The following is a 20,153-nucleotide window of genomic DNA, read 5'->3' on the forward strand; positions in this document are numbered from 1 at the left end:
GTTTCACTGCCTTTCTAAAAATACCTGACGGTAGTCTGTAATATAATAATCCGCCAGTTTTTGCTTTTCTTCCCGCTGCTCTTTGGAAAATTCATCCTCCACTGCGCAGACCCGCATTCCTGCATGTTTTCCGGCCAGTATTCCCATGGGAACATCCTCGAACACCAGACACTGCTCCGGCTGCACGCCCAGGCGGCTGGCCGCCTCCAGATAGACGTCCGGCGCAGGTTTTCCCTGTTTTACCTCACATGCGGTCACAATTTCCTGAATATAATCTTCAAAATGAAGGGAAAGCGCCACAGCGTCCACTAATTCTCTGGAATTGCTGGTGGCAATGCCCACGGAAATCTTATGTTCTCTGCAATACTTTAAAAATTCTTCTGCGCCTGGCTTAAAGGGCACTTCGTATGTATATTTTTCAATTGCCATCCGGTTCCATATTTCTTTCAGCTCTTCTACGCTTTCCGAAAGATGAAATAGATCTTTGGTATAGACTGCCGTCTCTGTAAAACTCATCCCTTCAATTTCTCTCTGGTAAGTTTCCGGCAAAGTCAATCCCCGTTTCTCCAGAAATTCCACATCAATATCATGCCACAGCCACATGGAATCTACCAGTGTTCCGTCCAAATCAAAAATCACCGACTGTATCTTTTCCAACATTTTTTCTGCTCCCTGTATCCATATTGAAATATTCCAACCCATATCCGCTGGGTCTGTCTGTAATAAGAAACTTCCTGATTTCCCTGCTTACATCTTCAAATTCTGCTTCTTCTGTTTCGGAGGATTTCGTTTTCTCTTTTACTTTTTCTGTCAATTCTTCCTCTGTGGAAAGATTCTGATACTCTGCAGTTTTTACAAAAGCGATGTGCTCTTCCTCCACTCCCACAGCCTTTTTCAACAGCTTTTCCATCAGTCCTTTTTTCTTACCCTTGGGAATCACCGGATTGTTTGCAATCTTTTTTGCCTCTGCCATAAAACTTCCCATTTTATTCAATTTCAGCTTTTCCACATCTTCTTTTGTCCTGCAGGACTTTAACTGCCGCTTATAAGCCTCCCGCTCCTGTCTGATTTCCTGATATTCCCGATAAGCGTCCGGATCGTTCTGTTTTAAGTATTCCTGCTCCTCCGGCGTCAGCTCCTCGCCGGACTTTAGCTTTGTGTCAACGGAGGCCATTTGATTGTTCTCCCGCATATGCGCTGCATCCTCCCGGTATTGCTTTAACTGACGCACCAGAGGGTCCATATCGGCCAGACGTTTCTGCTGCGCCTTTTCTTCCCGTTCTTCCCGCTGAATGTCCTGCCTGTTCCGGCCGGAAATATGAAGTTCCTTCTGCACTTTTCCAAAAATTGCCAGCATGGCTTCATCTCCTTTCTTTGCTGCCAAAGTTCTCATTGCATCGTACTTTTTCTAAGACTCATCAGCTCTTCTTCCGTTAATTCCCTGTATTCGCCGGGCTGCAGTGCTTCATCCAGTTTCAGTTCGCCCATGGCAATCCGCTTCAAATACAGTACCTTTTTTTCCACCGCCTCAAACATCCGTTTGACCTGGTGAAATTTGCCTTCTGTAATTGTCAGTTCCACCAGAGAAGCCTCCGCTTCCAAAGATAAAATCTTAAGGCAGGCCGGAAGGGTGGGTTTCTTTTCTCCAATTTCCAGGCCCCCGGCAAATTTCTGCACATCTTCCTCTGTAACTCTGCCGGAAACTCTGGCAAAATAAGTCTTGGTCACATGTTTTTTGGGGGACAGCAGACGGTGGGACAGCTCTCCGTCATTGGTAATCAGAAGCAGCCCTTCTGTGTCAATATCCAGTCTTCCCACCGGAAATAAATCCTTTCTATGGTTTTTGGGAAAATAGTCCAGCACGGTTCTATGATAATTGTCCTGCACCGCGCTGACGCAGCCAGCCGGCTTATAAAACAGGAAATATTCATACTCCTGCCAGGAAATTACCTTTCCCAGAAAAGATACGGTATCCCTGCGCTCTACTTTTTGCTCCGGCCCCTTGGGAATACTGCCGTTTACCAACACCTGTTTTTTGCGTATATACTGTTTTACCTGGCTTCGGGTTCCGACTCCCATGTCTGCAAGGTATTTGTCCAATCTGATCTGCATATTTGAAAATCCTCCCAATACGGCTTTCTCAAGGAATTCGTCTCTTTTTGAATGGTTTCAGTATATCATGATTCTTTAAAACTGAGAAGATCATGTTTTTATTTTCCTGATTCTCATGCAAAAACTGAATTTACAAAAAGCTGATAAACTTACAAAACAGAGCCGATTTTTAACCTTTCTTATTTTTTCTGCCATATGTCATTTACTATCCACTGTCCCTTTTTCTTAGAGCCTTTCCGGTCAAGAATCCCTTCCTCTTTCAGCCGATGGATTCGTTTTGTAATTGTAGTCAAACCTAACCCAATCTGCCTGCTGATTTCGCTCACTCTAATATCGCAATTCTCCTGCATAAGCATGAGAATTTTTTCATCACTGTCATCCAACCTTACGCCTTCCTTCTTTCTTAAATATAAATCTTTTTTATTCAGGGGGATTGTTACAGTAATGAAATTTTCCGTTATGTCAAACACTTCTTTTCCATATCTGGACACGATTAAAGGAACTCCATGCCCGGTTTGCTCAATATAATCCAACTGCCCCATAATCTGTTGAAGTTCTAGATTCACCGGTTTGCTTTTTCCCTCAAAAAACTCTTCCAATGCAAGCCCATCTGGTAAACCTCCCACTGAAATAATCTCAATGCGGTCATCAAACATATAGACTGCAGGCGGTGTTTGTCTTGACCAGCGATTATGCAGACATGCGTTCAGCCATGCTTCTCTGAAACATGAAAAATCAAACATCCTGCTTTCCTTTCTGAGACTTCCGCCCATGTCCACGGCAGTATCATTCAATGCTTCCATATAATCCAATACCTGTTTCACTGCCACGAGCATACACTTATAGCCATATTCATTTCTCTTGATAAGATCCGTTTTATCTGTTCCCCGGAATACTGCCACCTTAAGAGAATAACTGTTAACGTCTGCCAAAAGTCCGGCCATCAAATTAAAAGTTCCATTACGCGTTAAAAGATTTAAATTCTGTTTAAACGTATTTTCTCGAAGTGTCAGATTATTTCCGGCATATAATGTTTTCAACTGTTCAAAAGTTAATTCCTGATTATTAGCTTCAATATTTACAATGGAGTCTGATACGCTGAGCATTAAATTCCGCAGCTGCTGCGGCGATATTTCTCTGTCTTCATCGGCTGATCTCATATAATATTTTCCATATGCTGAATAAGGTTTTTCATCACCTTCGGCCGTAACTTTTATTATATTTTTATCATCACACAATTCTATTATAATTGTCGGGATAATCTGCGGTTTAATTGCATTTGCAATTCCTTGAGAAATTTCGCGCATGGTACGGTCTCCAATTTGCTGACCCAAAACTTCTCCGTCATTCCTTACCCCAAAATACAATACTCCCTTTCCGTTTTTGTTCAGCATAGAAGCAAGAGATATCATCCCTTCTTTTAATTCACCTGTTGTTTTCTTGAATTCAACCAATTCCGTTTCCATTCCAAAATTCATATTGATACACCTCCTTTTCTTAAATAAGCATTTTTCACCATTTTAATCAATACACAACAATCACTTTATTCATCACATTAGTGATGAATAAAGTGATTATTAAAATTTAGTATTCCCAGAATCACTGAATCCGTTAAAATTACTTAAGAAAACTGATACTTCAGCCTCTTCTCCTCCAACCATTTCAGCGCCCAGTAAGGGTTCACGCTTATTTCAGATCCGTTCTCATCATTCACATAAATCCCGAGATGAAGATGCACTGCAAATTTCCCCACTGTGCCCTCTTCTTCCCCGTAACCGCTGTCTCCCATAAACCCAAGAAGCTCTCCTGCCTGAATCTGGTCTCCCTCCTGAAATTCACGGGCGTAATCATTGAGATGGGCATAATAGAAATACCCGCCGCCCGGCGACCGTATGCCAATCCGATAGCCGCCCAGCTTCAGCCATCCCACTTTTTCCACGGTTCCGTCTGTAATACTGACAACCGGATAATGCCCCCGTTCCTTAAAAGAGGCCATAATATCTGTTCCTTCATGCCCCCGGTTTCCTCCGAAGCTCCGGTCAAACATCCAGGAATTTTCAAAGGAAGTGACCAGTGAACTGTCTTTCCAGGACAAGGGCACCGGAAAATATTCCAAATCTGCCCAGACAGCCTGCTCCATCCGGGACAATTCCTGAAGCTGCGAGCCCTGATACTGGTACAGCAGTTCCAGATACGTTTCCAGTTCCTGCTGTTTTTGCTGCTCTGTAAACAGATATCCCAACAGGTAATCGTATCTGGAATATTCGGAATCTTTTTCGTAACTGCAAAACATGTCATACAATTCTGCAGGAACTTCCTGCTGCCGCAGGAGTTCTTTGGTATTTTGTCCTGTCAGCAGATGGGTAATCCTGGCAAACTGCTGTATCTGACTGGTCAGGACGGTGAGAAAACAGACCATTGCCGCCAGAATCATCAGCCATATCCATACCTGTTTTTTCATAGTATCCTTTTACTTTTTATTATCACTCCAATATATTCCCGGGAGTGTTTTAAAAATTCCAGAATTACTTTCTGACATTCAACCGGGCTTTGAGGTTCTGCCGGTTCTTGGGCCCGAAACCCCTTTAAATCCATCCTGCTATTTGCAGCGTTTCAAAAATTCCAGAATCAGCTTCCAGACTTTTTCCGTGGAAGAAATACTTAACCGCTCCTTTGGCGTATGAATGTCATAGTTGTTGGGGCCAAAGGAAATTGCATCCAAATCTGCTATTTTACCGGACAGAAGCCCGCACTCCAGGCCCGCATGAATGGCCTGCAGTTTTGGCTCCTCCTGAAATAAATCCCGGTAGACCTCCGTCATCAGCCCCCGTACTGAAGATTCCGGTTTGTATTCCCAGGCGGGATAATCTCCATGCATTTCCAGTTCCCCGCCTAAAAATTCTGTGATAAACGCCAACCGCTCCGTCAATTCATATTTTCTGCTTGTGACGCTGCTTCTCACCGCAAAGCACAGACAGAATTCTTCCATTGTCAGATTCATGATGCCAGGATTCAAGGACGTTTCCACCAGTCCTTCTATTTCCGTGCTCATATTCTGCACGCCCCAGGGCATGGTGCGCAGCATAAACAGGATTCTGACAAAAGAAGCGTCCGTCAAGACCTGCGTCTTTTTGGAATCCAGTTTCCGGCAGCAGACCGACACTCCGGGGTCTGAACTTCTGTACTCCTGTTTCAGCGTGTCATTGAGCCTGTCAATGACAGAAGCCAGTTCCTGGCCATCCTCCTCAGACACCAGAACCAAAGCCCCGGCCTCCCTTGGAATCGCGTTATCTTTTAAACCGCCGCAAAGGGTTTCCACAGATACAGGGCATGACTGTCTCAGTTCATACAGCGCTCTGCCCAGAATCATCACGGCATTTCCCCGTTCCTTGTTGATTTCACTGCCGGAATGCCCGCCTTTCAGCCCCTTCACCTGAATCTCATATCCAATGCCTTCTGCCTCTGTGCGGGTCACAGGCATCCTGCAGTCTGCCCGCAGCCCTCCGGCGCAGCTTGTCAGGAAAATCCCCTCTTCATCTGAATCAATATTCAGAAGTTTTTTGCCTTTCAGCATGGAAAGATCGATGGATTCCGCTCCTAACAGACCGACTTCCTCATCCACGGTTATCACTACCTCAAGCGGAGGATGGGGCAGCGTGTCGTCTTCCAGGATTGCCAGCGCATAGGCAACGGCAATTCCATCGTCTCCGCCCAGAGTGGTTCCCTCTGCCTTCAGGAAATCACCGTCCACCAAAAGCTTCAGCCCGTCTGTTTCAAAATCAATCTCCACATGGTTTTCTTTTTCGCATACCATGTCCATATGGCCCTGGATAATTACCGGCTCCGCTGTTTCATATCCTTTGGAGCCATCTTTAAAAATAATTACGTTATTGCTTTCATCCTGAATCCATTTCAAATTGTGTTTCTCTGCAAAAGATACGCAATAATCGCTGATTGCCTTCGTATTTCCGGAACCGTGGGGTATCCCGCAGATTTCCTCAAAATACGCAAATACTCTCTTTGGCTCTAAATTTTCACAAACTCCCATTCAAATCACCTGTTCCTTTCTATTTTATCTCAGTATACCTCGTCCAGGGAAGCCGGAACGGCCTTCCTTCTGGCATATTTTTTCCTCCTCTTCATAAAATGAACTATGAAAAAGATCATTTACCCCATTATTTTAGTTGGATTTCTCCTTTATATTTTAATAATGCCAGAAGAAGCGGTAAGCGCAGCTACCCTGGGCCTGAATCTGTGGTATGAAAAAATGCTGCCAACGCTGCTGCCCTTTTCCATTCTCTCTTACATATTAATCCATTCCGGCATTCTGGATGGATTTGCCAGGGCCGTTCACCGCCTGCTGAAGCATGTTTTTCCTGTCAGCAGCGTCGGCATTTACCCGCTGACTGCCGGTCTGCTGTTCGGGTTTCCCATGGGCAGCAAGATTACCGCCGATCTGGTTACGGCGGGAAAAATGACCCGTGAAGAGGGACAGCGGCTTTTCTGTATCTGCAATAATATCAGCCCTGTGTTTATCAGCAGCTATATTCTGAGCGACTGCCTGAACCGGCCGGATCTGCAGGTGAAAAGCTGCCTGATTCTCTATATGCCGCCGCTGATTCTCTACATGCTGCAAAATGGCCGGCGAAAATTTACAACGCCTTTGGAAACTCCTGCTTTGTCAGGAAAATCTCTAAAAAAAACGACATCCATGAGCTTTCAAATCATAGATGCCGGTATTATGAACGGATTTGAAACATTGGCAAAACTGGGCGGTTACATTATCCTCTTTGCGATTCTGGCTCAGATGACGGCTCTGCTTTTTCTGCCGCACCCAATTCTCAAATGCCTTTTGATTGGATTCACCGAAATCACCAACGGGATTTCCTACACAGCAGGACAGAATATGGATTTTCGGATTACCTATCCGCTGATGATGGCATATACTGCCTTCGGGGGCCTATCCGGGTTCGCCCAGACAGCCTCCATGGTAAAAGAATGCCATTTCTCCATGACGCCGTATTTTTTCATGAAAGTTTTCCAGACAGCCGCTGCCTTCTTACTGGCGCTGTTACTGGTCTGCTGAAAAGGGACTAAATCTCTGTCACCTGCAGCTCCTGCACTTTGCCCTGGGCGCCTTCCCGGGAAGCTCCCTCCGGCTCCTGGCCCTCCGGGAACAATTCCTCCCGGTTGGCATTCACCAGCTCATAGCAGCCCTGCAGGGAGCTTAACAGATTCTCTGTTCTGGCCTTGGTGGTGTCCATGGCATGTCCAATAATATCCTCTAAGGTTTTCAGCACGCCGTCTGTATACTGAATGGCTCCCATACGGATATTATTTGCATCATTGGTGGCATTATCCAGAATTTCCTGGGCCTGATTGGTGGCAATCACTACCACTTCATTGGCCTGGGCATACGCCTGCTGCATAATCTGATGCTCGCTGACTAACTCTGTGGTCTGCACTTCCGCCTGGGCAATAATGGCGTCCGCTTTGGCCTGGGCGTCGGCCAGAATTGCCTCCTTGTTGCTGATAATCTTCTGGTAACGCTTGATTTCATCTGGTGTTTTTCTCCGAAGTTCCGACAGCAAATCCTCCAACTCATCTTTATTTACTACAATTTTTGTATTAGAAAGGGGCTGATATTTACAGCTTTCAATATAGTCCTCGATCTCATCAATAATCTGCTCGATTCTGCTACTCATATATGTAACGCTCCTTATATTCGGCTATATTTTGCATAAATTCTTTCTATGAGCTGCTCCGGTACAAAATGAGAAATATCTCCTCCATAAGAAGCAACTTCTTTCACTATTGTAGAACTCAGATAGGCATATTCCAGACTTGTAGTTAAAAAAAGCGTGTCTATCTCTGAGTTCACAATTCGATTTGTCTGGGCAATCTGAAGCTCATATTCAAAATCTGTTACCGCCCGAAGTCCGCGAATAATAATGGAAGCATCCACTTCCCTGGCATAGTCAATTAATAGTCCGTGAAAAGACGTAATTCTGATATTTGGAATATGGCCTGCGATCTCTTCTAACATACTAACACGTTCTTTTACAGAAAACAATGGCTTTTTTGCACTATTAATCAAAACTGCCACCACCAGCTCGTCCACAACCTTCGCAGAACGTTCCATCATATCAATATGTCCGAAAGTCACCGGATCAAAACTGCCCGGATAAATTGCTCTTCTCATCTGTTTCCCCCGTCACCTGATTCAAACCGCAGAAATATATGTTTGTTGGTTTTATAGGTTTTTTCTCTTGTAATCCGATATCCCAGTTCTTCTGCCCGGGAAAGATCTGTATCTAATGCTGTCTCTGCTATGATCAGGGCCCCCTCTTCTAAAAGAGATGACTCTGACAATGCAGACAAAACCTCTGTTTCCAATTTCTGTCCGTAAGGAGGATCTAAAAACACAAGGTCAAATTTTTCTCTTCCGTTCATCCAGCGAATGGCTGATACCGCATCTTTTACAAGCAGTGTGCAGCGGTCTGTAAACTTCGTAAATTTAATATTATCTTCAATGCAGGCCGCCGCTTTCCTGCTGTTTTCCACAAATACTGCCGCTTCTGCCCCTCTGCTGACCGCTTCTAACCCCATCTGTCCGCTGCCTGCGAACAGATCCAGAAATCTGCATCCTGGAAGCTCAGGGTTTAAAATGTTAAAAAGCGTCTCCTTAATCCGGTCTGTGGTAGGCCTTACCTCCATGCCCGGAACTGTTTTCAGCGGAAGACTTCTGGCGCTTCCTGCTATAATTCTCATCTCTCTACCTCTTTTTCAGTCATCCCGGAAAAATCCGTTTCCTATTCTCCCAGTTCGTTTAAAACCACCCGCCGTAAAAACGTCAATGCGCTGGCCACGGAATATTCCCTGATTTTACTGCGGCTGCCGCTGTAAAGATTTTTCTCTGTGTAAACGTTCCCCCGCAGGCAGCATCCCAGATAAACAAGGCCCACCGGTTTTTCCTCTGTGCCGCCGTCAGGCCCGGCAATTCCGGTTACTGCAATGCAGACATCAGCTCCGGCAGCCCCGGCCCCGCCTTCTGCCATCTCAGCGGCCGTCTGGGGACTGACTGCCCCATAGGTTTCCAGTGTTTTATGGGAAACGCCCAGAAGCTTCTCTTTGGCCTCGTTGGAATAGGTGATATATCCTTCCCGAAACTGTCCGGAAATACCGGGCGCATTAATCAGTCTGCCGGCCAGAAGCCCGCCGGTGCAGGACTCCGCCGTGGTCACAGTAAGGCAATGTTTTTTCAGAAGCTCTGCCACTGCCAGTTCCAGGGTCACCTGGGGATCATCCGTGTAAACGCAGTCCCCGAACCGCTGTTTTAAAATCTCCTCCACAGGCTCAATCATGGCAAACGCTGTTTTCTCATCTTCCGCCTTTGCCGTAATGCGCAGATGAACCTCCCCTGTCTTGGCATAAGGAGCCACTGTGGGATTTTTCTGCTCACTGATTAAATCCAGTATTTTCGTCTCTGCCGAGCTTTCACCGATTCCGCAGAGCTTTACCATTTTAGAGCAGATAATTTCCGGCTGCAGTCCGCGCAGATAAGGATACACCTGCTCCTCAAACATGGGAACCAGTTCGTTGGGAGGCCCCGGCAGAAGAATGATCCGGCTGTCTTTATCCTCCATAATAATCCCGGGAGCGGTGCCGTTGGAATTGTACAGTACTCTGCAGCCTTCCGGCACCAGCGCCTGCTTCCAGTTATTTTCTGTGATCCCCCGTCCCCGTTTCGCCATAAATTCCTGAATCTCATTTCTTGCCCTGGCGTCCTCCACCAGTTTTTTGCCCATCACTTCCGCGGCTGTCTCCTTGGTCAGATCATCCTGGGTGGGGCCAAGGCCGCCGGACAATATAATTACATCGGAGCGCTCCTTTGCCGTCCGCAGCAGATGCTCCAAACGTCCCGGATTATCCCCCACCACGCTCTGATAATACATGGATAATCCAAGCATGGCGCATTTTTCTGAAATGAATGCCGCATTGGTGTTCACAATATTCCCCAGCAGCAGTTCTGTTCCCACACAAATTAATTCTACTGTCATCTTTATCGTCCTTTTCTCTGATTTACAGTATATTATTTTTGCTCTTTCAGCACATCTTTATTCTTAATAATGTAATCAATCAGGGACACAAGGGTCAGAATCAACGCAACATAGGTAATAACCACTGCACAAATCTGGTACGCCTGATTGTCGAAATTCAAAATCAGCATTACAATCATAATCATCTGGAAGGTGGTCTTAAATTTCCCCCAGTAACTTGCAGCAATTACGATCCCGTTGTCTGAAGCTACCAGACGGAATCCGCTGATAATAAACTCCCTGCTGATAATAATGATGGAAATCCAGGCTGCCAGGCTTCCCTGGGCAGTCAGACAGATCAATGCAGCCGCTACCAGAAGTTTATCAGCCAGAGGGTCCATAAATTTCCCGAAATTTGTCACCAGATTGTACTTTCTTGCAATTTTTCCGTCCAGAAGATCCGTAAGGCTTGCGATAATAAAAATAACCACGGACGCATACATTCCCGTATCTCCAAGGCCCGGAATCAGCATGCACGCCACAAAAGGCACAATTAAAATCATTCTGAGAATCGTCAGTTTATTTGGTAAATTCATACAATCACCTCTCCAATCAAATCATATTCATATGCTCCGGTTACTTTTACTTTCACGAAATCGCCGGTCATCAGTGTCTCCTCCGTATTCACAAAGATATAACCGTCAATATCCGGCGCGTCCCGGCTTGTTCTGCCCACATAAGCCTGTTCCCCGTCGACTTTTCCCTCAATCATCACCCACAGGCAGCGGCCTTTCATTTCTTCGTTTTTATCGAAAATGATTTCCTGCTGCAGCTCCATGATTTCTTCCTGCCAGACTGATTTCTGGTATTCGTCTATCTGATCCGGAAATTCTGCCGCCGGCGTGCCTTCTTCCGGGGAATAGGTAAACGCCCCCAGACGGTCAAACTCCGTCTCATTGAGAAAATACATCAGTTCTTCATGCATTTCCTGGGTTTCCCCCGGAAAACCGCTGATTAATGTAGTACGCAGGGTAATATCCGGGATTTCCTCCCGCAGATGCCGGATGCGCTCCGTCAATTCTTCTTTCGTGGCGCGCCGCCCCATCCGTTTTAAAATATCGTTATTGATATGCTGAATGGGCATATCCAGATAATGGCAGACCTTGTGATTTCTCTTTATGGACTGAATCAGTTCTTCGTAAATTTCTTCCGGATAACAGTACATCAGGCGTATCCAGCGGATGCCTGAAATTTGGTTCAGCTCATCCAGCAGCTTGTGCAGGGATTTCTCCCCGTACAGATCGACGCCGTATAGGGTGGTTTCCTGGGCCACCAGGATCAGTTCCCTGACGCCCTGCGCTGCCAGCTCCTTCGCCTGCGCTAAAAGCTCCTCCATGGGCACGCTCCGGTATCTGCCCCGAATCTTCGGAATGATGCAGTACTGGCAGTTCTTATTGCATCCTTCTGCTATTTTCAAATGGGCATAATGGCCGCCTGTGGTGAGAGAACGTCCGGATTTCAATTCCGGAAGCCCCTCTAAGGGCCGAAAGAGCCTGTAATCCCTGCCCTGGCTTACTTCCGCAAGCGCCGCTGCAATCTCACTGAAGGAATTCGTTCCGATTACAGCATCCACCTGGGGAATCTCTTTGCAGATTTCCTCCCGGTAACGCTCCGCCAGGCATCCGGCCACAATCAGCGCCTTACAGCTTCCGGCATCTTTGTATTCCGCCATTTCCAGAATCGTATTTACGCTTTCTTCCTTGGCGTCGTTAATAAAACAACAGCTGTTGATGATGATGGCCTCTGCCTCTGCTTCCTCATTGGTAAAGGTATGCCCCTGTTCCCGCAAAGCCCCAATCATAAATTCCGTATCCACCAGGTTCTTGTCACATCCCAGTGAAACAAATAAAATCTTCATATTCTCTCCATTCCATTAATGCCTGCAAGCCGGATATTCTGCCGGCAGAGTCCCATGCCCCGGGAATCCTCCGGCAAATCAGGCTGCTCTTTTAGTATAACCAAAGATTACCACACCGTTTGCACCCTGCAGACAATGTGGTAAATTATTTCCTGAAACTATTATTTTCAGATTTCCATATCCTCTTCTGAATCTTCTTCCAATTCCTCTTCCGGGACTTCTTCTTCCCCGACAATTTTCACTTTGCTGCTGTACAGCTCCTCCACTGCAATGGAAAAAGGTTTTTTATTGGAAATGTTGTCAATCAGAGGTTCTTCTCCTCCAATGATCTGCCTGGCTCTTTTGGCCGTTGCAAGAACGATGGAGTAACGGCTGTTTACCACCGGCTCCTCTCCAATTTCAACATCGCTGTTTACTACTTTCATTAAATCTGTATAAGACGGATGAAGCATCATAATATCATTCTCCTTTCGCAAAGTCCTTTAACTCTGCCCTTATTGTCTCAATCAGCGGGAAATTCTCTTCAATCCGGGCATGCCGGCTCTGGATAATCCCATGCACTTCCTGTACGCATTCCTCCAGATTGTCATTCACAACCAGATAATCGTACTGTTCCACGCCCTGGGCTTCCTGCCAGGCGCGGCTTAACCGCGAAGCTATTGTGGCCTCATCTTCTGTCCCCCGCCCTGTCAGGCGTTTCTTCAGTTCTTTCGCGTCCGGCGGCGTCACAAAAAGCAGCAGTGTGTCCGGATATGCCTCTTTCACCTTCAGGGCTCCCTGGATCTCAATTTCCAGAATCACGTCTTTCCCCGCCTCTAACTGCTGAAACACATAATCCCTGGGGGTTCCATAATAATGATTGACGTACTGGGCATATTCCAGCAGCGCGCTGTTTTCTATCATTGCCTCAAATTCTTCCTGAGACACAAAAAAATATTCTCTTCCGTGCACTTCTCCTGATCTGGGAGATCTGGTGGTGGCTGAAATGCTGAGGGCATACGTATCCGGATACTGCTTCAAAAGCTGTTTCATAATGGTCCCTTTGCCGGAACCGGAGAATCCGGAAACCACGCTTAAGATACCTTTTCTCTTATTCATCTGTGTTTCCCCTATTCAATATTCTGAATCTGCTCCCGCACTTTCTCAATGTCTGTTTTCAAATTGATGGCAATATCGGAAACGGTAAGATCATTTGCTTTGGAAAGAATTGTATTGGCCTCCCGGTTCATCTCCTGCGCCAGAAAATCCAATTTCCTTCCTACGCTTCCGCCTTCTGTCAGCGTATCTTTTGTGTTGGCGATATGGCTTTTCAACCGCACCGTTTCTTCGTCTGTGCAGATTCTGTCTGCAAACACTGCGGCTTCCATCATAATTCTGTTCTCATCTGCCTTGGCGTCCGCTAAAAGCTCATTCACTTTGTCTGTCAGCTTCCGGCGGTATTCTTCTATAATCTCCGGTGAACGCGCCTCGATCTGTTCCACATACCCAGACATCTCCGTAAGCTTGCGCATCAAATCTTCCCTTAACAGTTCTCCTTCCTGTATACGGGCATTGACAAACTTCTCTGCAGCCCCGGAAACTGCCTGCTCTAAAATGTTCCAAAGCTCCTCTTCATCTACGGCCCTGGCCTCCATGGTCAGAATCTCCGGATATCTGGAAAGCTCCGCAGCATCCAGCTCACAGGGCAGAGAAAACGTCTCTGCCATCTGCCGGATATATCTTACATATTCTGCTGCCAGAGCTTCGTTATATTTTAAATCGATTTGATTCTCCGTACAATCTTCAAAATTAATGTAAACATCTACTTTTCCGCGTTGGATGTATGTTTTCAGGAGATTACGGACGGCATGTTCAAAAGAATTCAGCTTTCTTGGCATCTTCACCGCAATATCCAGATACCGGTGGTTGACCGATTTCATCTCCACGGTAACCCGGTATGCTCCGTCTGCAATCTCGCAGCATCCAAAGCCGGTCATACTTTTTATCATAAGAACCTCCTGGTGAACTGCATAGATGTTTACATTATAAATCAGTTGTCCGGATTAGTCAACTTGCTATTTTTCTTATTTCACCTCTCCGTGCAGGTTCTGCAAAGACTGCACTTCGCTGCTGCCGTGTTTTTTCAGGGAAAGAATTCCGCTGACTGTGGCCTTTGCCGCCGCCATGGTTGTCATATAGGGCACTTTTTTCTTAATGGCCGCTTTTCTTAAATAGCTGTCGTCTGCATGGCGTTCCTGCCCCACCGGCGTATTGATAATCAAATCAATTTTGCCGTTGGTGATCAGATCCAGCATATTCGGCCTTCCCTCTTTCAGTTTATGCACCATTTCCGCTTCAATGCCGGCTTCCTGAATCAGACTGCAGGTGTTTTTGGAAGCGATAATCTGAAAGCCTGCTTTCGCAAATTCCTTTGCCACTTCCACAACCTCCGGCTTATCCCTGTCGCTGACGGAAATCAATACCGTACCCTCTAAGGGAAGCTTCATCTGAGTTGCCTCCTGGGCTTTGTAAAACGCCTCTCCGTAAGACCGGGAGAGTCCCAGCACTTCCCCGGTGGAACGCATTTCCGGCCCTAAAACCGGATCTACCTCCTGGAACATATTAAAGGGGAATACTGACTCTTTCACTCCATAATAAGGAATCTCTTTCTCTTCCAGAGCCGGAACCGGAGAAGGTCTCCCTGTCAGTTCTGCAGTTACAATGTCAATGGCCAGAGGCACCATACGGATGTTGCAGACCTTCGATACCAAAGGCACCGTACGGGACGCCCGGGGATTGGCTTCTAATACGAACACCTTGCCCTTTTCAATGGCATACTGCATGTTCATTAAGCCCTTCACATGCATTTCCTCTGCAATCTTTCTGGTATATTCCTTAATAGTCGCCACATTTTCTTCGGAAATATGCCTGGAAGGAATGATACATGCGGAATCTCCGGAATGAACCCCTGCAAGTTCAATATGCTCCATCACAGCCGGCACAAAGGCATGGGTTCCGTCGCTGATGGCGTCTGCCTCGCATTCCGTGGCATGGCCCAGAAAACGGTCAATCAGTATGGGTCGATCCGGAGTTACGCCCACTGCCGCATTCATATAGCCTTCCATGCTCTCTGCATCATAGACCACTTCCATTCCTCTTCCGCCCAGCACATAGGAGGGACGCACCATCACCGGATAGCCGATCTCTTCTGCAATTTTCAGCGCCTCTTTGACATTGACCGCCATGCCTGATTCCGGCATGGGAATCTCCAGCTTCTCCATCATGGCCCGGAACAGATCCCTGTCTTCTGCCAAATCAATGACAGAAGGAGAAGTTCCAAGGATTTTCACTCCGTTCTTCTCTAAATCCGCCGCCAGATTCAAAGGAGTCTGCCCGCCGAACTGGGCAATGACGCCTACCGGCTTTTCCTTTTTATAGATACTTAAAACATCCTCCAAAGTCAGCGGCTCAAAGTAAAGTTTATCGGAGGTATCGTAATCTGTGGACACTGTTTCCGGATTGCAGTTTACAATAATGGTTTCAAAGCCCAGCTTTTTCAATGCCAGAGACGCATGGACGCAGCAGTAGTCAAACTCGATTCCCTGTCCGATCCGGTTGGGACCTCCGCCTAAAATCATGATTTTGGGCTTTCCTTCTGACACCGGGTTTTTATCTTCGGCATTATAGGTGGAATAATAATAAGCATTGTCCCTGGTTGCGCTGACATGAACGCCCTCCCAGGCTTCTTCCAGTCCCAGGGCAATCCGCTTATCTCTTATTTCATCCTCTGTAATCTCTAAAATCTGACTTAAGTATTTATCAGAAAATCCATGCTTTTTAGCCGCAATCAGCGCTTCATCCGCCGGAAGGCTGCCTTTGGAGGAGCTCAGCTCTTCCTCTTCCTCCACCAGTTCTTTCATCTGCTCCAGGAAATAATGTTTTACCTTGGTAATTTCATGGATTTCCTCTACGGAAGCTCCTTTTCTCAGGGCCTCGTAGATGACAAAATAACGCTCACTGGATGGGGTAATCAGCAGCTTCAGCAGCTCTTCTTTGGATTTTTCATCAAAATCTTTGGCATGTCCCAGACCGTACCGTCCGGTTTCCAGGCTACGGATTGCTTTCTGGAAGGCTTCTTTAAAAGTCTTTCCAATACTCATGACCTCTCCCACCGCGCGCATCTGAGTGCCCAGCTTGTCCTCTACTCCTTTGAATTTTTCAAAGGCCCAGCGGGCAAATTTAATTACCACGTAATCTCCGTCAGGCACATATTTGTCCAATGTACCGTATTTTCCGCAGGGAATATCTGCAAGGGTCAGCCCGGTGGCAAGCATTGCCGACACCAGGGCAATGGGGAATCCGGTGGCTTTGGAAGCCAGTGCGGAGGAGCGGGAAGTCCTTGGATTGATTTCGATGACGATATCCCGATCGGTCTTGGGATCGTGCGCCCACTGTACGTTGGTGCCGCCGATCACCTGGATGGATTCTACGATTTTGTAGGATTTCTCCTGCAGCCGTTTCTGCACTTCTTCTGAAATTGTCAGCATCGGGGCAGAGCAGAAGGAATCTCCGGTGTGCACTCCCAGGGGATCGATATTTTCAATAAAGCACACGGTAATCATGTTATTGTCTGCATCCCGCACCACTTCAAGCTCCAGCTCTTCCCATCCTAAAATGGATTCTTCCACAAGCACCTGTCCCACCAGACTGGCCTGAAGCCCTCTTGCGCAGACTGTTTTCAGTTCTTCTATATTATATACAAGTCCGCCTCCGGCGCCGCCCATGGTATAGGCCGGACGAAGCACCACCGGATAGCCCAGCCGGTCTGCAATTTCCATGGCCTCCTCCACAGAATAAGCCACCTCGCTCCTTGCCATCTCAATTCCCAGGCTGTCCATGGTTTTCTTGAATTCAATCCGGTCTTCGCCCCGCTCAATGGCGTCCACCTGTACGCCGATGACCTGTACCTGGTACTTATCCAGAACGCCTGTTTTGGCAAGTTCTGAGCATAAATTAAGACCCGACTGCCCGCCCAGATTCGGCAGCAATGCATCCGGTCTTTCTTTTGCAATAATTTGCTCCATTCGTTCTGCATTTAAAGGTTCAATATAAGTAACATCCGCTGTTTCCGGATCTGTCATAATAGTAGCAGGATTGGAATTCACCAATACGATCTCGTAGCCAAGGCTTCTCAACGCCTTGCACGCCTGTGTACCGGAATAATCAAATTCACATGCCTGCCCAATCACAATGGGACCGGAACCGATAATCAGCACTTTATGGATATCTTTTCTTTGAGACATTCTTGTTCCTCCTGTCAATAAAATGCATTTGCTTTCTTCCTTTGATAAGGTATCGCCCCCTCCCTTTCGGTTCGGCGGCAAATCGTCAGAAAGCATGATAGAAATGCTTCGCTTTGCTTTCTTCCTAATGCTTCATTATACAGGAAAATGCTTCCGGTAGCAATGAAAATTTATAATCCGACACAAAAAACTGAATTTGATCCGTTCAGGGGCCGTCGCACTAAGCAATTAGTGCGCAGTTCCTTTTCTGTGAAAAAATACAGCCGGACTTCGAAACATCCGGCTGTTGGTGTAAAATATAAGTATGCAGCCAGTTTTTCAATATTCTTTGGCTGGCTTTGATATAAATTTTAACGGAACTGCCCGCATTGCGGCAACCCATCAAGCGCCTGCTTTCTCTTCTAGCATCGGGCAGCCCCGCATACTGATGACCGGTCCTTCCTTCCGCCCGATACAAAATAAATTCCCTTTTGCTTTCTATTTCTGCCGGTTCATGGTATAATTTTTATATAGAAAGTAGGTGAAAGAGTGGCTCTACATATTGAAGAATTAAGGAAGCTATGTACAGACGACGCTATTATAATGACTGCACATGTAATAAAACGGTGTAAAGAAAGAAACATTGATTCAAATAGTATAATAAATGTTATTATACATGGCGAAATTATAAAGCAGTATGAAGATGATAAGCCCTTTCCCAGTTGTCTATTATTGGGAATGTCAGTAAATGACAGATACTTACATGTTGTTGTTGCAAGTGATACCATCAATTTGCATATAATAACGGCATACTATCCGAATGTTGACGAGTGGGAACCGGACTTTAAAACCAGAAAGGGGCGTTAAATATGAATTGTTTTACTTGTGGCAGCAACTATATGATTGAAACAACTACAATCTATGTTGAAAAATTAGAGAATGGGATTCTGATTGTAAAAAATGTACCATGCAAGAAGTGTTCCCAATGTGGCGAGGAGTTTTTTTCAATGGCAATCATGAAAGAGATTGAGAAATTAAGCAAACAGGCCGAAAAGATTATTAGTGAAGTTATGATCATTGATTATACTAAAGCTGCATGAACGTACAAAAAATAAAAACATGGCGATTAAAACGAATCAGGAGCTTCCCCATTTTCGTTTATAGCTTCTAGAATGTGTTTGTTATAATTTTTATTCAGGAGGCTGTAAAAAATCTTGTGTCTATGGATTTTAGACTTTCCTGATAAGAATTAGATATGTAAGAGGTTTTTGTCGGTTTTATGTTTTTGGGACTGTCGAATTATTTCTTCTATTTATAGTATAACCATTCAGACGAAACCTATACATTTTTTTCGTTTTTTTATATGGCAAACAGGCATTTTATTATTGCCCTTTCCGTGGGCTCTGCCCACACCCGGCCTCCGGAATAAGGATGGGATATTCTGGCAATAATATAAATGCCGATGGAATAAGGCTGGGATGGCAGGGTTTTCAAATGTTGCCATCCCGGTCTTTTTTACAGATATTCCGTGAGACGTTCCCCATATAGGACAATCAGCTGGTTCAAGACCTGATCCCAGTTCCGGTATCTCTGGGTCCATTTCTTTGTTACATTCTGGCTCGCCAGGTACAGCATTTTCTCCAAGGACGTGTCACTGGGGAATACGCTTTTTGTCTTGGTCACTTTACGGTACTGGCGGTTCAGCCCTTCTATGATGTTCGTGGTGTACATGATCCGGCGGATGTCATCCGGGAACTGGAAGAAAGAGCTGACATCTTCCCAATTGTTTTCCCAGTTGCTGATGGCGTAAGGGTATTTCTTTCCCCACATCTCTTTTATGTTTTCCAGCTCTGAAAGGGCGGCCGACTCGTTCGGGGCATTGTAGACGGCTTTAAAATCAGAGGCAAATTTCTTCAGGTCTTTGTAACTGACATATTTGAATGAGTTGCGCAGCATGTGGATGACGCACCTTTGTATCTCCGCTTTGGGGAATACCGCCTGTATTGCCTCTTTAAACCCTGGCAGCCCGTCCACGCAGAAAAACAGCACATCTTTCACTCCGCGGTTATGCAGGTCGTTCAGCATTCCCAGCCAGAACTTGCTCGTTTCGTTTGCCCCGACAGTAATGCTCAGTATCTCCTTGTAACCCTCTGCCGTCACACCCAGCACAACATAGGCTGCACGGCTTAATATCCGCCCATCCTCCCGGACTTTGTAATGGATGCAGTCCATGAATACAAACGGGTATACCGGGTTCAGGGGGCGTGACTGCCATTCTTTGACCTGCGGGAGGATTTTGTCTGTGATCTTGCTGACCATTTCTGCAGACAGTTCGATTCCATACAGGTCATTCAGCTGGTCGTGGATGTCCCTGGTGCTCATCCCCCGCGCATACAGGGAGATCACCTTTTCTTCAATCCCGGAGATGTCGCGCTGGTATTTTGGTATCAGCTTTGGCTCAAACTCCCCATTCCGGTCCCTAGGCACGTCAATCTGGAACTCCCCATACTGGCTCTTGAGGTTCTTTGGGGAATGCCCATTGCGTTTGTTGTCTGTCTGTAAATCCCCCTTACGGTTTTTCTCATAACCGAGGGTGGCGTCCAGCTCTGCCTCCATGAGTTCCTGCAAGATGTCTTTGAAACTGTCCCGAAGGAGGGCATAGACATCGGTGACGCTGCTTAAGTTGTTTTCTGAGATAATCTGTCGAATTTGTTCCTTTGCTACTGGCATAAAAACACTCCTTTTCGATAAGAATTTCCATATCCTAATTCTTACCAAAAAGGAGCCATTTATTTCCAAAAACACAAACTTATTTACACTACC

Annotated in this window: 19 protein-coding genes and 1 pseudogene; 3 read left to right on the forward strand and 17 right to left on the reverse strand. The window is 46.1% G+C overall.

What is annotated here, in order from left to right; translation table 11 throughout:
* Positions 1-3: 3 nt before the first annotated feature.
* From ACTO17_RS13545 to ACTO17_RS13570, 6 genes are all read right to left on the reverse strand, one after another.
* Positions 4-660 (reverse strand): HAD family hydrolase, encoded by a 657-nt coding sequence (locus tag ACTO17_RS13545; RefSeq protein ID WP_172539296.1) that lies wholly within the window; start codon positions 658-660, stop codon positions 4-6.
* Positions 629-1,357 (reverse strand): hypothetical protein, encoded by a 729-nt coding sequence (locus ACTO17_RS13550; protein WP_482558304.1) that lies wholly within the window; start codon positions 1,355-1,357, stop codon positions 629-631. The genes ACTO17_RS13545 and ACTO17_RS13550 overlap by 32 nt, the downstream gene beginning before the upstream one ends.
* Before the next feature lie 32 nt (positions 1,358-1,389).
* Positions 1,390-2,112, reverse strand: coding sequence for a pseudouridine synthase (locus ACTO17_RS13555; RefSeq protein ID WP_482558305.1), 723 nt, complete (start codon positions 2,110-2,112; stop codon positions 1,390-1,392).
* A 179-nt stretch (positions 2,113-2,291) separates the two neighbouring features.
* Complete coding sequence (locus ACTO17_RS13560) at positions 2,292-3,590, reverse strand: RNA-binding domain-containing protein (protein WP_482558306.1); 1,299 nt, start codon at positions 3,588-3,590, stop codon at positions 2,292-2,294.
* Between the two features lie 143 nt (positions 3,591-3,733).
* Positions 3,734-4,573, reverse strand: coding sequence for a M23 family metallopeptidase (locus ACTO17_RS13565; RefSeq protein ID WP_482558307.1), 840 nt, complete (start codon positions 4,571-4,573; stop codon positions 3,734-3,736).
* 138 nt (positions 4,574-4,711) lie between these two features.
* Positions 4,712-6,160: an aminoacyl-histidine dipeptidase gene (locus tag ACTO17_RS13570; RefSeq protein ID WP_482558308.1), complete on the reverse strand. Its 1,449-nt coding sequence runs from the start codon at positions 6,158-6,160 to the stop codon at positions 4,712-4,714.
* 105 nt (positions 6,161-6,265) lie between these two features.
* Here ACTO17_RS13570 and ACTO17_RS13575 point away from each other — a divergent pair, with 105 nt between their 5' ends.
* Positions 6,266-7,198: a hypothetical protein gene (locus ACTO17_RS13575; RefSeq protein ID WP_172535642.1), complete on the forward strand. Its 933-nt coding sequence runs from the start codon at positions 6,266-6,268 to the stop codon at positions 7,196-7,198.
* A 7-nt stretch (positions 7,199-7,205) separates the two neighbouring features.
* Here ACTO17_RS13575 and ACTO17_RS13580 read toward each other — a convergent pair whose 3' ends face one another.
* From ACTO17_RS13580 to carB, 10 genes are all read right to left on the reverse strand, one after another.
* Entirely contained in the window at positions 7,206-7,817 is a 612-nt protein-coding gene (locus ACTO17_RS13580; RefSeq protein WP_482558309.1) for an ATPase, read from the reverse strand.
* 14 nt (positions 7,818-7,831) lie between these two features.
* Positions 7,832-8,314, reverse strand: a complete 483-nt coding sequence (gene coaD, locus ACTO17_RS13585; RefSeq protein WP_172535644.1) for a pantetheine-phosphate adenylyltransferase — start codon at positions 8,312-8,314, stop codon at positions 7,832-7,834.
* Entirely contained in the window at positions 8,311-8,883 is a 573-nt protein-coding gene (rsmD, locus tag ACTO17_RS13590; protein ID WP_172535645.1) for a 16S rRNA (guanine(966)-N(2))-methyltransferase RsmD, read from the reverse strand. Before rsmD ends, coaD begins: the two co-directional genes overlap by 4 nt.
* A 41-nt stretch (positions 8,884-8,924) precedes the next feature.
* A complete protein-coding gene (locus ACTO17_RS13595) occupies positions 8,925-10,172 on the reverse strand; it encodes a competence/damage-inducible protein A (protein ID WP_482558310.1) in 1,248 nt (415 codons plus the stop codon).
* Positions 10,173-10,204: 32 nt separating this feature from the next.
* Positions 10,205-10,747 carry a CDP-diacylglycerol--glycerol-3-phosphate 3-phosphatidyltransferase gene (pgsA, locus tag ACTO17_RS13600; RefSeq protein WP_482558311.1) on the reverse strand — a complete coding sequence of 181 codons (543 nt, stop codon included), beginning with the start codon at positions 10,745-10,747 and terminating at the stop codon, positions 10,205-10,207.
* Positions 10,744-12,069 carry a 30S ribosomal protein S12 methylthiotransferase RimO gene (rimO, locus tag ACTO17_RS13605; RefSeq protein WP_482558312.1) on the reverse strand — a complete coding sequence of 442 codons (1,326 nt, stop codon included), beginning with the start codon at positions 12,067-12,069 and terminating at the stop codon, positions 10,744-10,746. Before rimO ends, pgsA begins: the two co-directional genes overlap by 4 nt.
* A 167-nt stretch (positions 12,070-12,236) precedes the next feature.
* On the reverse strand, positions 12,237-12,521 hold the full coding sequence (rpoZ, locus tag ACTO17_RS13610; protein ID WP_482558316.1) for a DNA-directed RNA polymerase subunit omega: 285 nt from the start codon (positions 12,519-12,521) through the stop codon (positions 12,237-12,239).
* A 7-nt stretch (positions 12,522-12,528) separates the two neighbouring features.
* A complete protein-coding gene (gmk, locus tag ACTO17_RS13615) occupies positions 12,529-13,167 on the reverse strand; it encodes a guanylate kinase (RefSeq protein ID WP_482558313.1) in 639 nt (212 codons plus the stop codon).
* 11 nt (positions 13,168-13,178) lie between these two features.
* The gene (locus ACTO17_RS13620; protein WP_482558314.1) at positions 13,179-14,057 is read right to left on the reverse strand and encodes a YicC/YloC family endoribonuclease; all 879 of its coding nucleotides are present in this window, start codon (positions 14,055-14,057) and stop codon (positions 13,179-13,181) included.
* A gap of 75 nt (positions 14,058-14,132) precedes the next feature.
* Positions 14,133-17,351 (reverse strand): carbamoyl-phosphate synthase large subunit, encoded by a 3,219-nt coding sequence (carB, locus tag ACTO17_RS13625; RefSeq protein ID WP_482558315.1) that lies wholly within the window; start codon positions 17,349-17,351, stop codon positions 14,133-14,135.
* A gap of 582 nt (positions 17,352-17,933) precedes the next feature.
* On the opposite strand from carB, the gene ACTO17_RS13630 reads away from it, so the two are divergent.
* Complete coding sequence (locus ACTO17_RS13630; protein WP_172535653.1) at positions 17,934-18,197, forward strand: DUF4258 domain-containing protein; 264 nt, start codon at positions 17,934-17,936, stop codon at positions 18,195-18,197.
* Positions 18,198-18,199: 2 nt separating this feature from the next.
* Positions 18,200-18,325: pseudogene (locus ACTO17_RS13635) on the forward strand (YgiT-type zinc finger protein); the annotation flags it as partial.
* Positions 18,326-18,845: 520 nt separating this feature from the next.
* Here the strand turns inward: ACTO17_RS13635 and ACTO17_RS13640 are convergent.
* Entirely contained in the window at positions 18,846-20,060 is a 1,215-nt protein-coding gene (locus tag ACTO17_RS13640; RefSeq protein WP_172535376.1) for an IS256 family transposase, read from the reverse strand.
* Positions 20,061-20,153: the final 93 nt, after the last annotated feature.

It is taken from the genome of Petralouisia sp., from assembly GCF_056822245.1.

Coding starts and splice junctions, on each gene's coding strand:
- pgsA (WP_482558311.1), bottom strand. CDS start 10,747: ATGAATTTACCAAATAAACTGACGATTCTCAGAATGATTTTAATTGTG.
- rsmD (WP_172535645.1), bottom strand. CDS start 8,883: ATGAGAATTATAGCAGGAAGCGCCAGAAGTCTTCCGCTGAAAACAGTT.
- coaD (WP_172535644.1), bottom strand. CDS start 8,314: ATGAGAAGAGCAATTTATCCGGGCAGTTTTGATCCGGTGACTTTCGGA.
- ACTO17_RS13575 (WP_172535642.1), top strand. CDS start 6,266: ATGAAAAAGATCATTTACCCCATTATTTTAGTTGGATTTCTCCTTTAT.
- ACTO17_RS13640 (WP_172535376.1), bottom strand. CDS start 20,060: ATGCCAGTAGCAAAGGAACAAATTCGACAGATTATCTCAGAAAACAAC.
- ACTO17_RS13545 (WP_172539296.1), bottom strand. CDS start 660: ATGTTGGAAAAGATACAGTCGGTGATTTTTGATTTGGACGGAACACTG.
- ACTO17_RS13620 (WP_482558314.1), bottom strand. CDS start 14,057: ATGATAAAAAGTATGACCGGCTTTGGATGCTGCGAGATTGCAGACGGA.
- ACTO17_RS13555 (WP_482558305.1), bottom strand. CDS start 2,112: ATGCAGATCAGATTGGACAAATACCTTGCAGACATGGGAGTCGGAACC.
- ACTO17_RS13570 (WP_482558308.1), bottom strand. CDS start 6,160: ATGGGAGTTTGTGAAAATTTAGAGCCAAAGAGAGTATTTGCGTATTTT.
- ACTO17_RS13560 (WP_482558306.1), bottom strand. CDS start 3,590: ATGAATTTTGGAATGGAAACGGAATTGGTTGAATTCAAGAAAACAACA.
- rpoZ (WP_482558316.1), bottom strand. CDS start 12,521: ATGCTTCATCCGTCTTATACAGATTTAATGAAAGTAGTAAACAGCGAT.
- ACTO17_RS13630 (WP_172535653.1), top strand. CDS start 17,934: ATGACTGCACATGTAATAAAACGGTGTAAAGAAAGAAACATTGATTCA.
- ACTO17_RS13580 (WP_482558309.1), bottom strand. CDS start 7,817: ATGAGTAGCAGAATCGAGCAGATTATTGATGAGATCGAGGACTATATT.
- ACTO17_RS13550 (WP_482558304.1), bottom strand. CDS start 1,357: ATGCTGGCAATTTTTGGAAAAGTGCAGAAGGAACTTCATATTTCCGGC.
- ACTO17_RS13595 (WP_482558310.1), bottom strand. CDS start 10,172: ATGACAGTAGAATTAATTTGTGTGGGAACAGAACTGCTGCTGGGGAAT.
- ACTO17_RS13565 (WP_482558307.1), bottom strand. CDS start 4,573: ATGAAAAAACAGGTATGGATATGGCTGATGATTCTGGCGGCAATGGTC.
- rimO (WP_482558312.1), bottom strand. CDS start 12,069: ATGAAGATTTTATTTGTTTCACTGGGATGTGACAAGAACCTGGTGGAT.
- carB (WP_482558315.1), bottom strand. CDS start 17,351: ATGTCTCAAAGAAAAGATATCCATAAAGTGCTGATTATCGGTTCCGGT.
- gmk (WP_482558313.1), bottom strand. CDS start 13,167: ATGAATAAGAGAAAAGGTATCTTAAGCGTGGTTTCCGGATTCTCCGGT.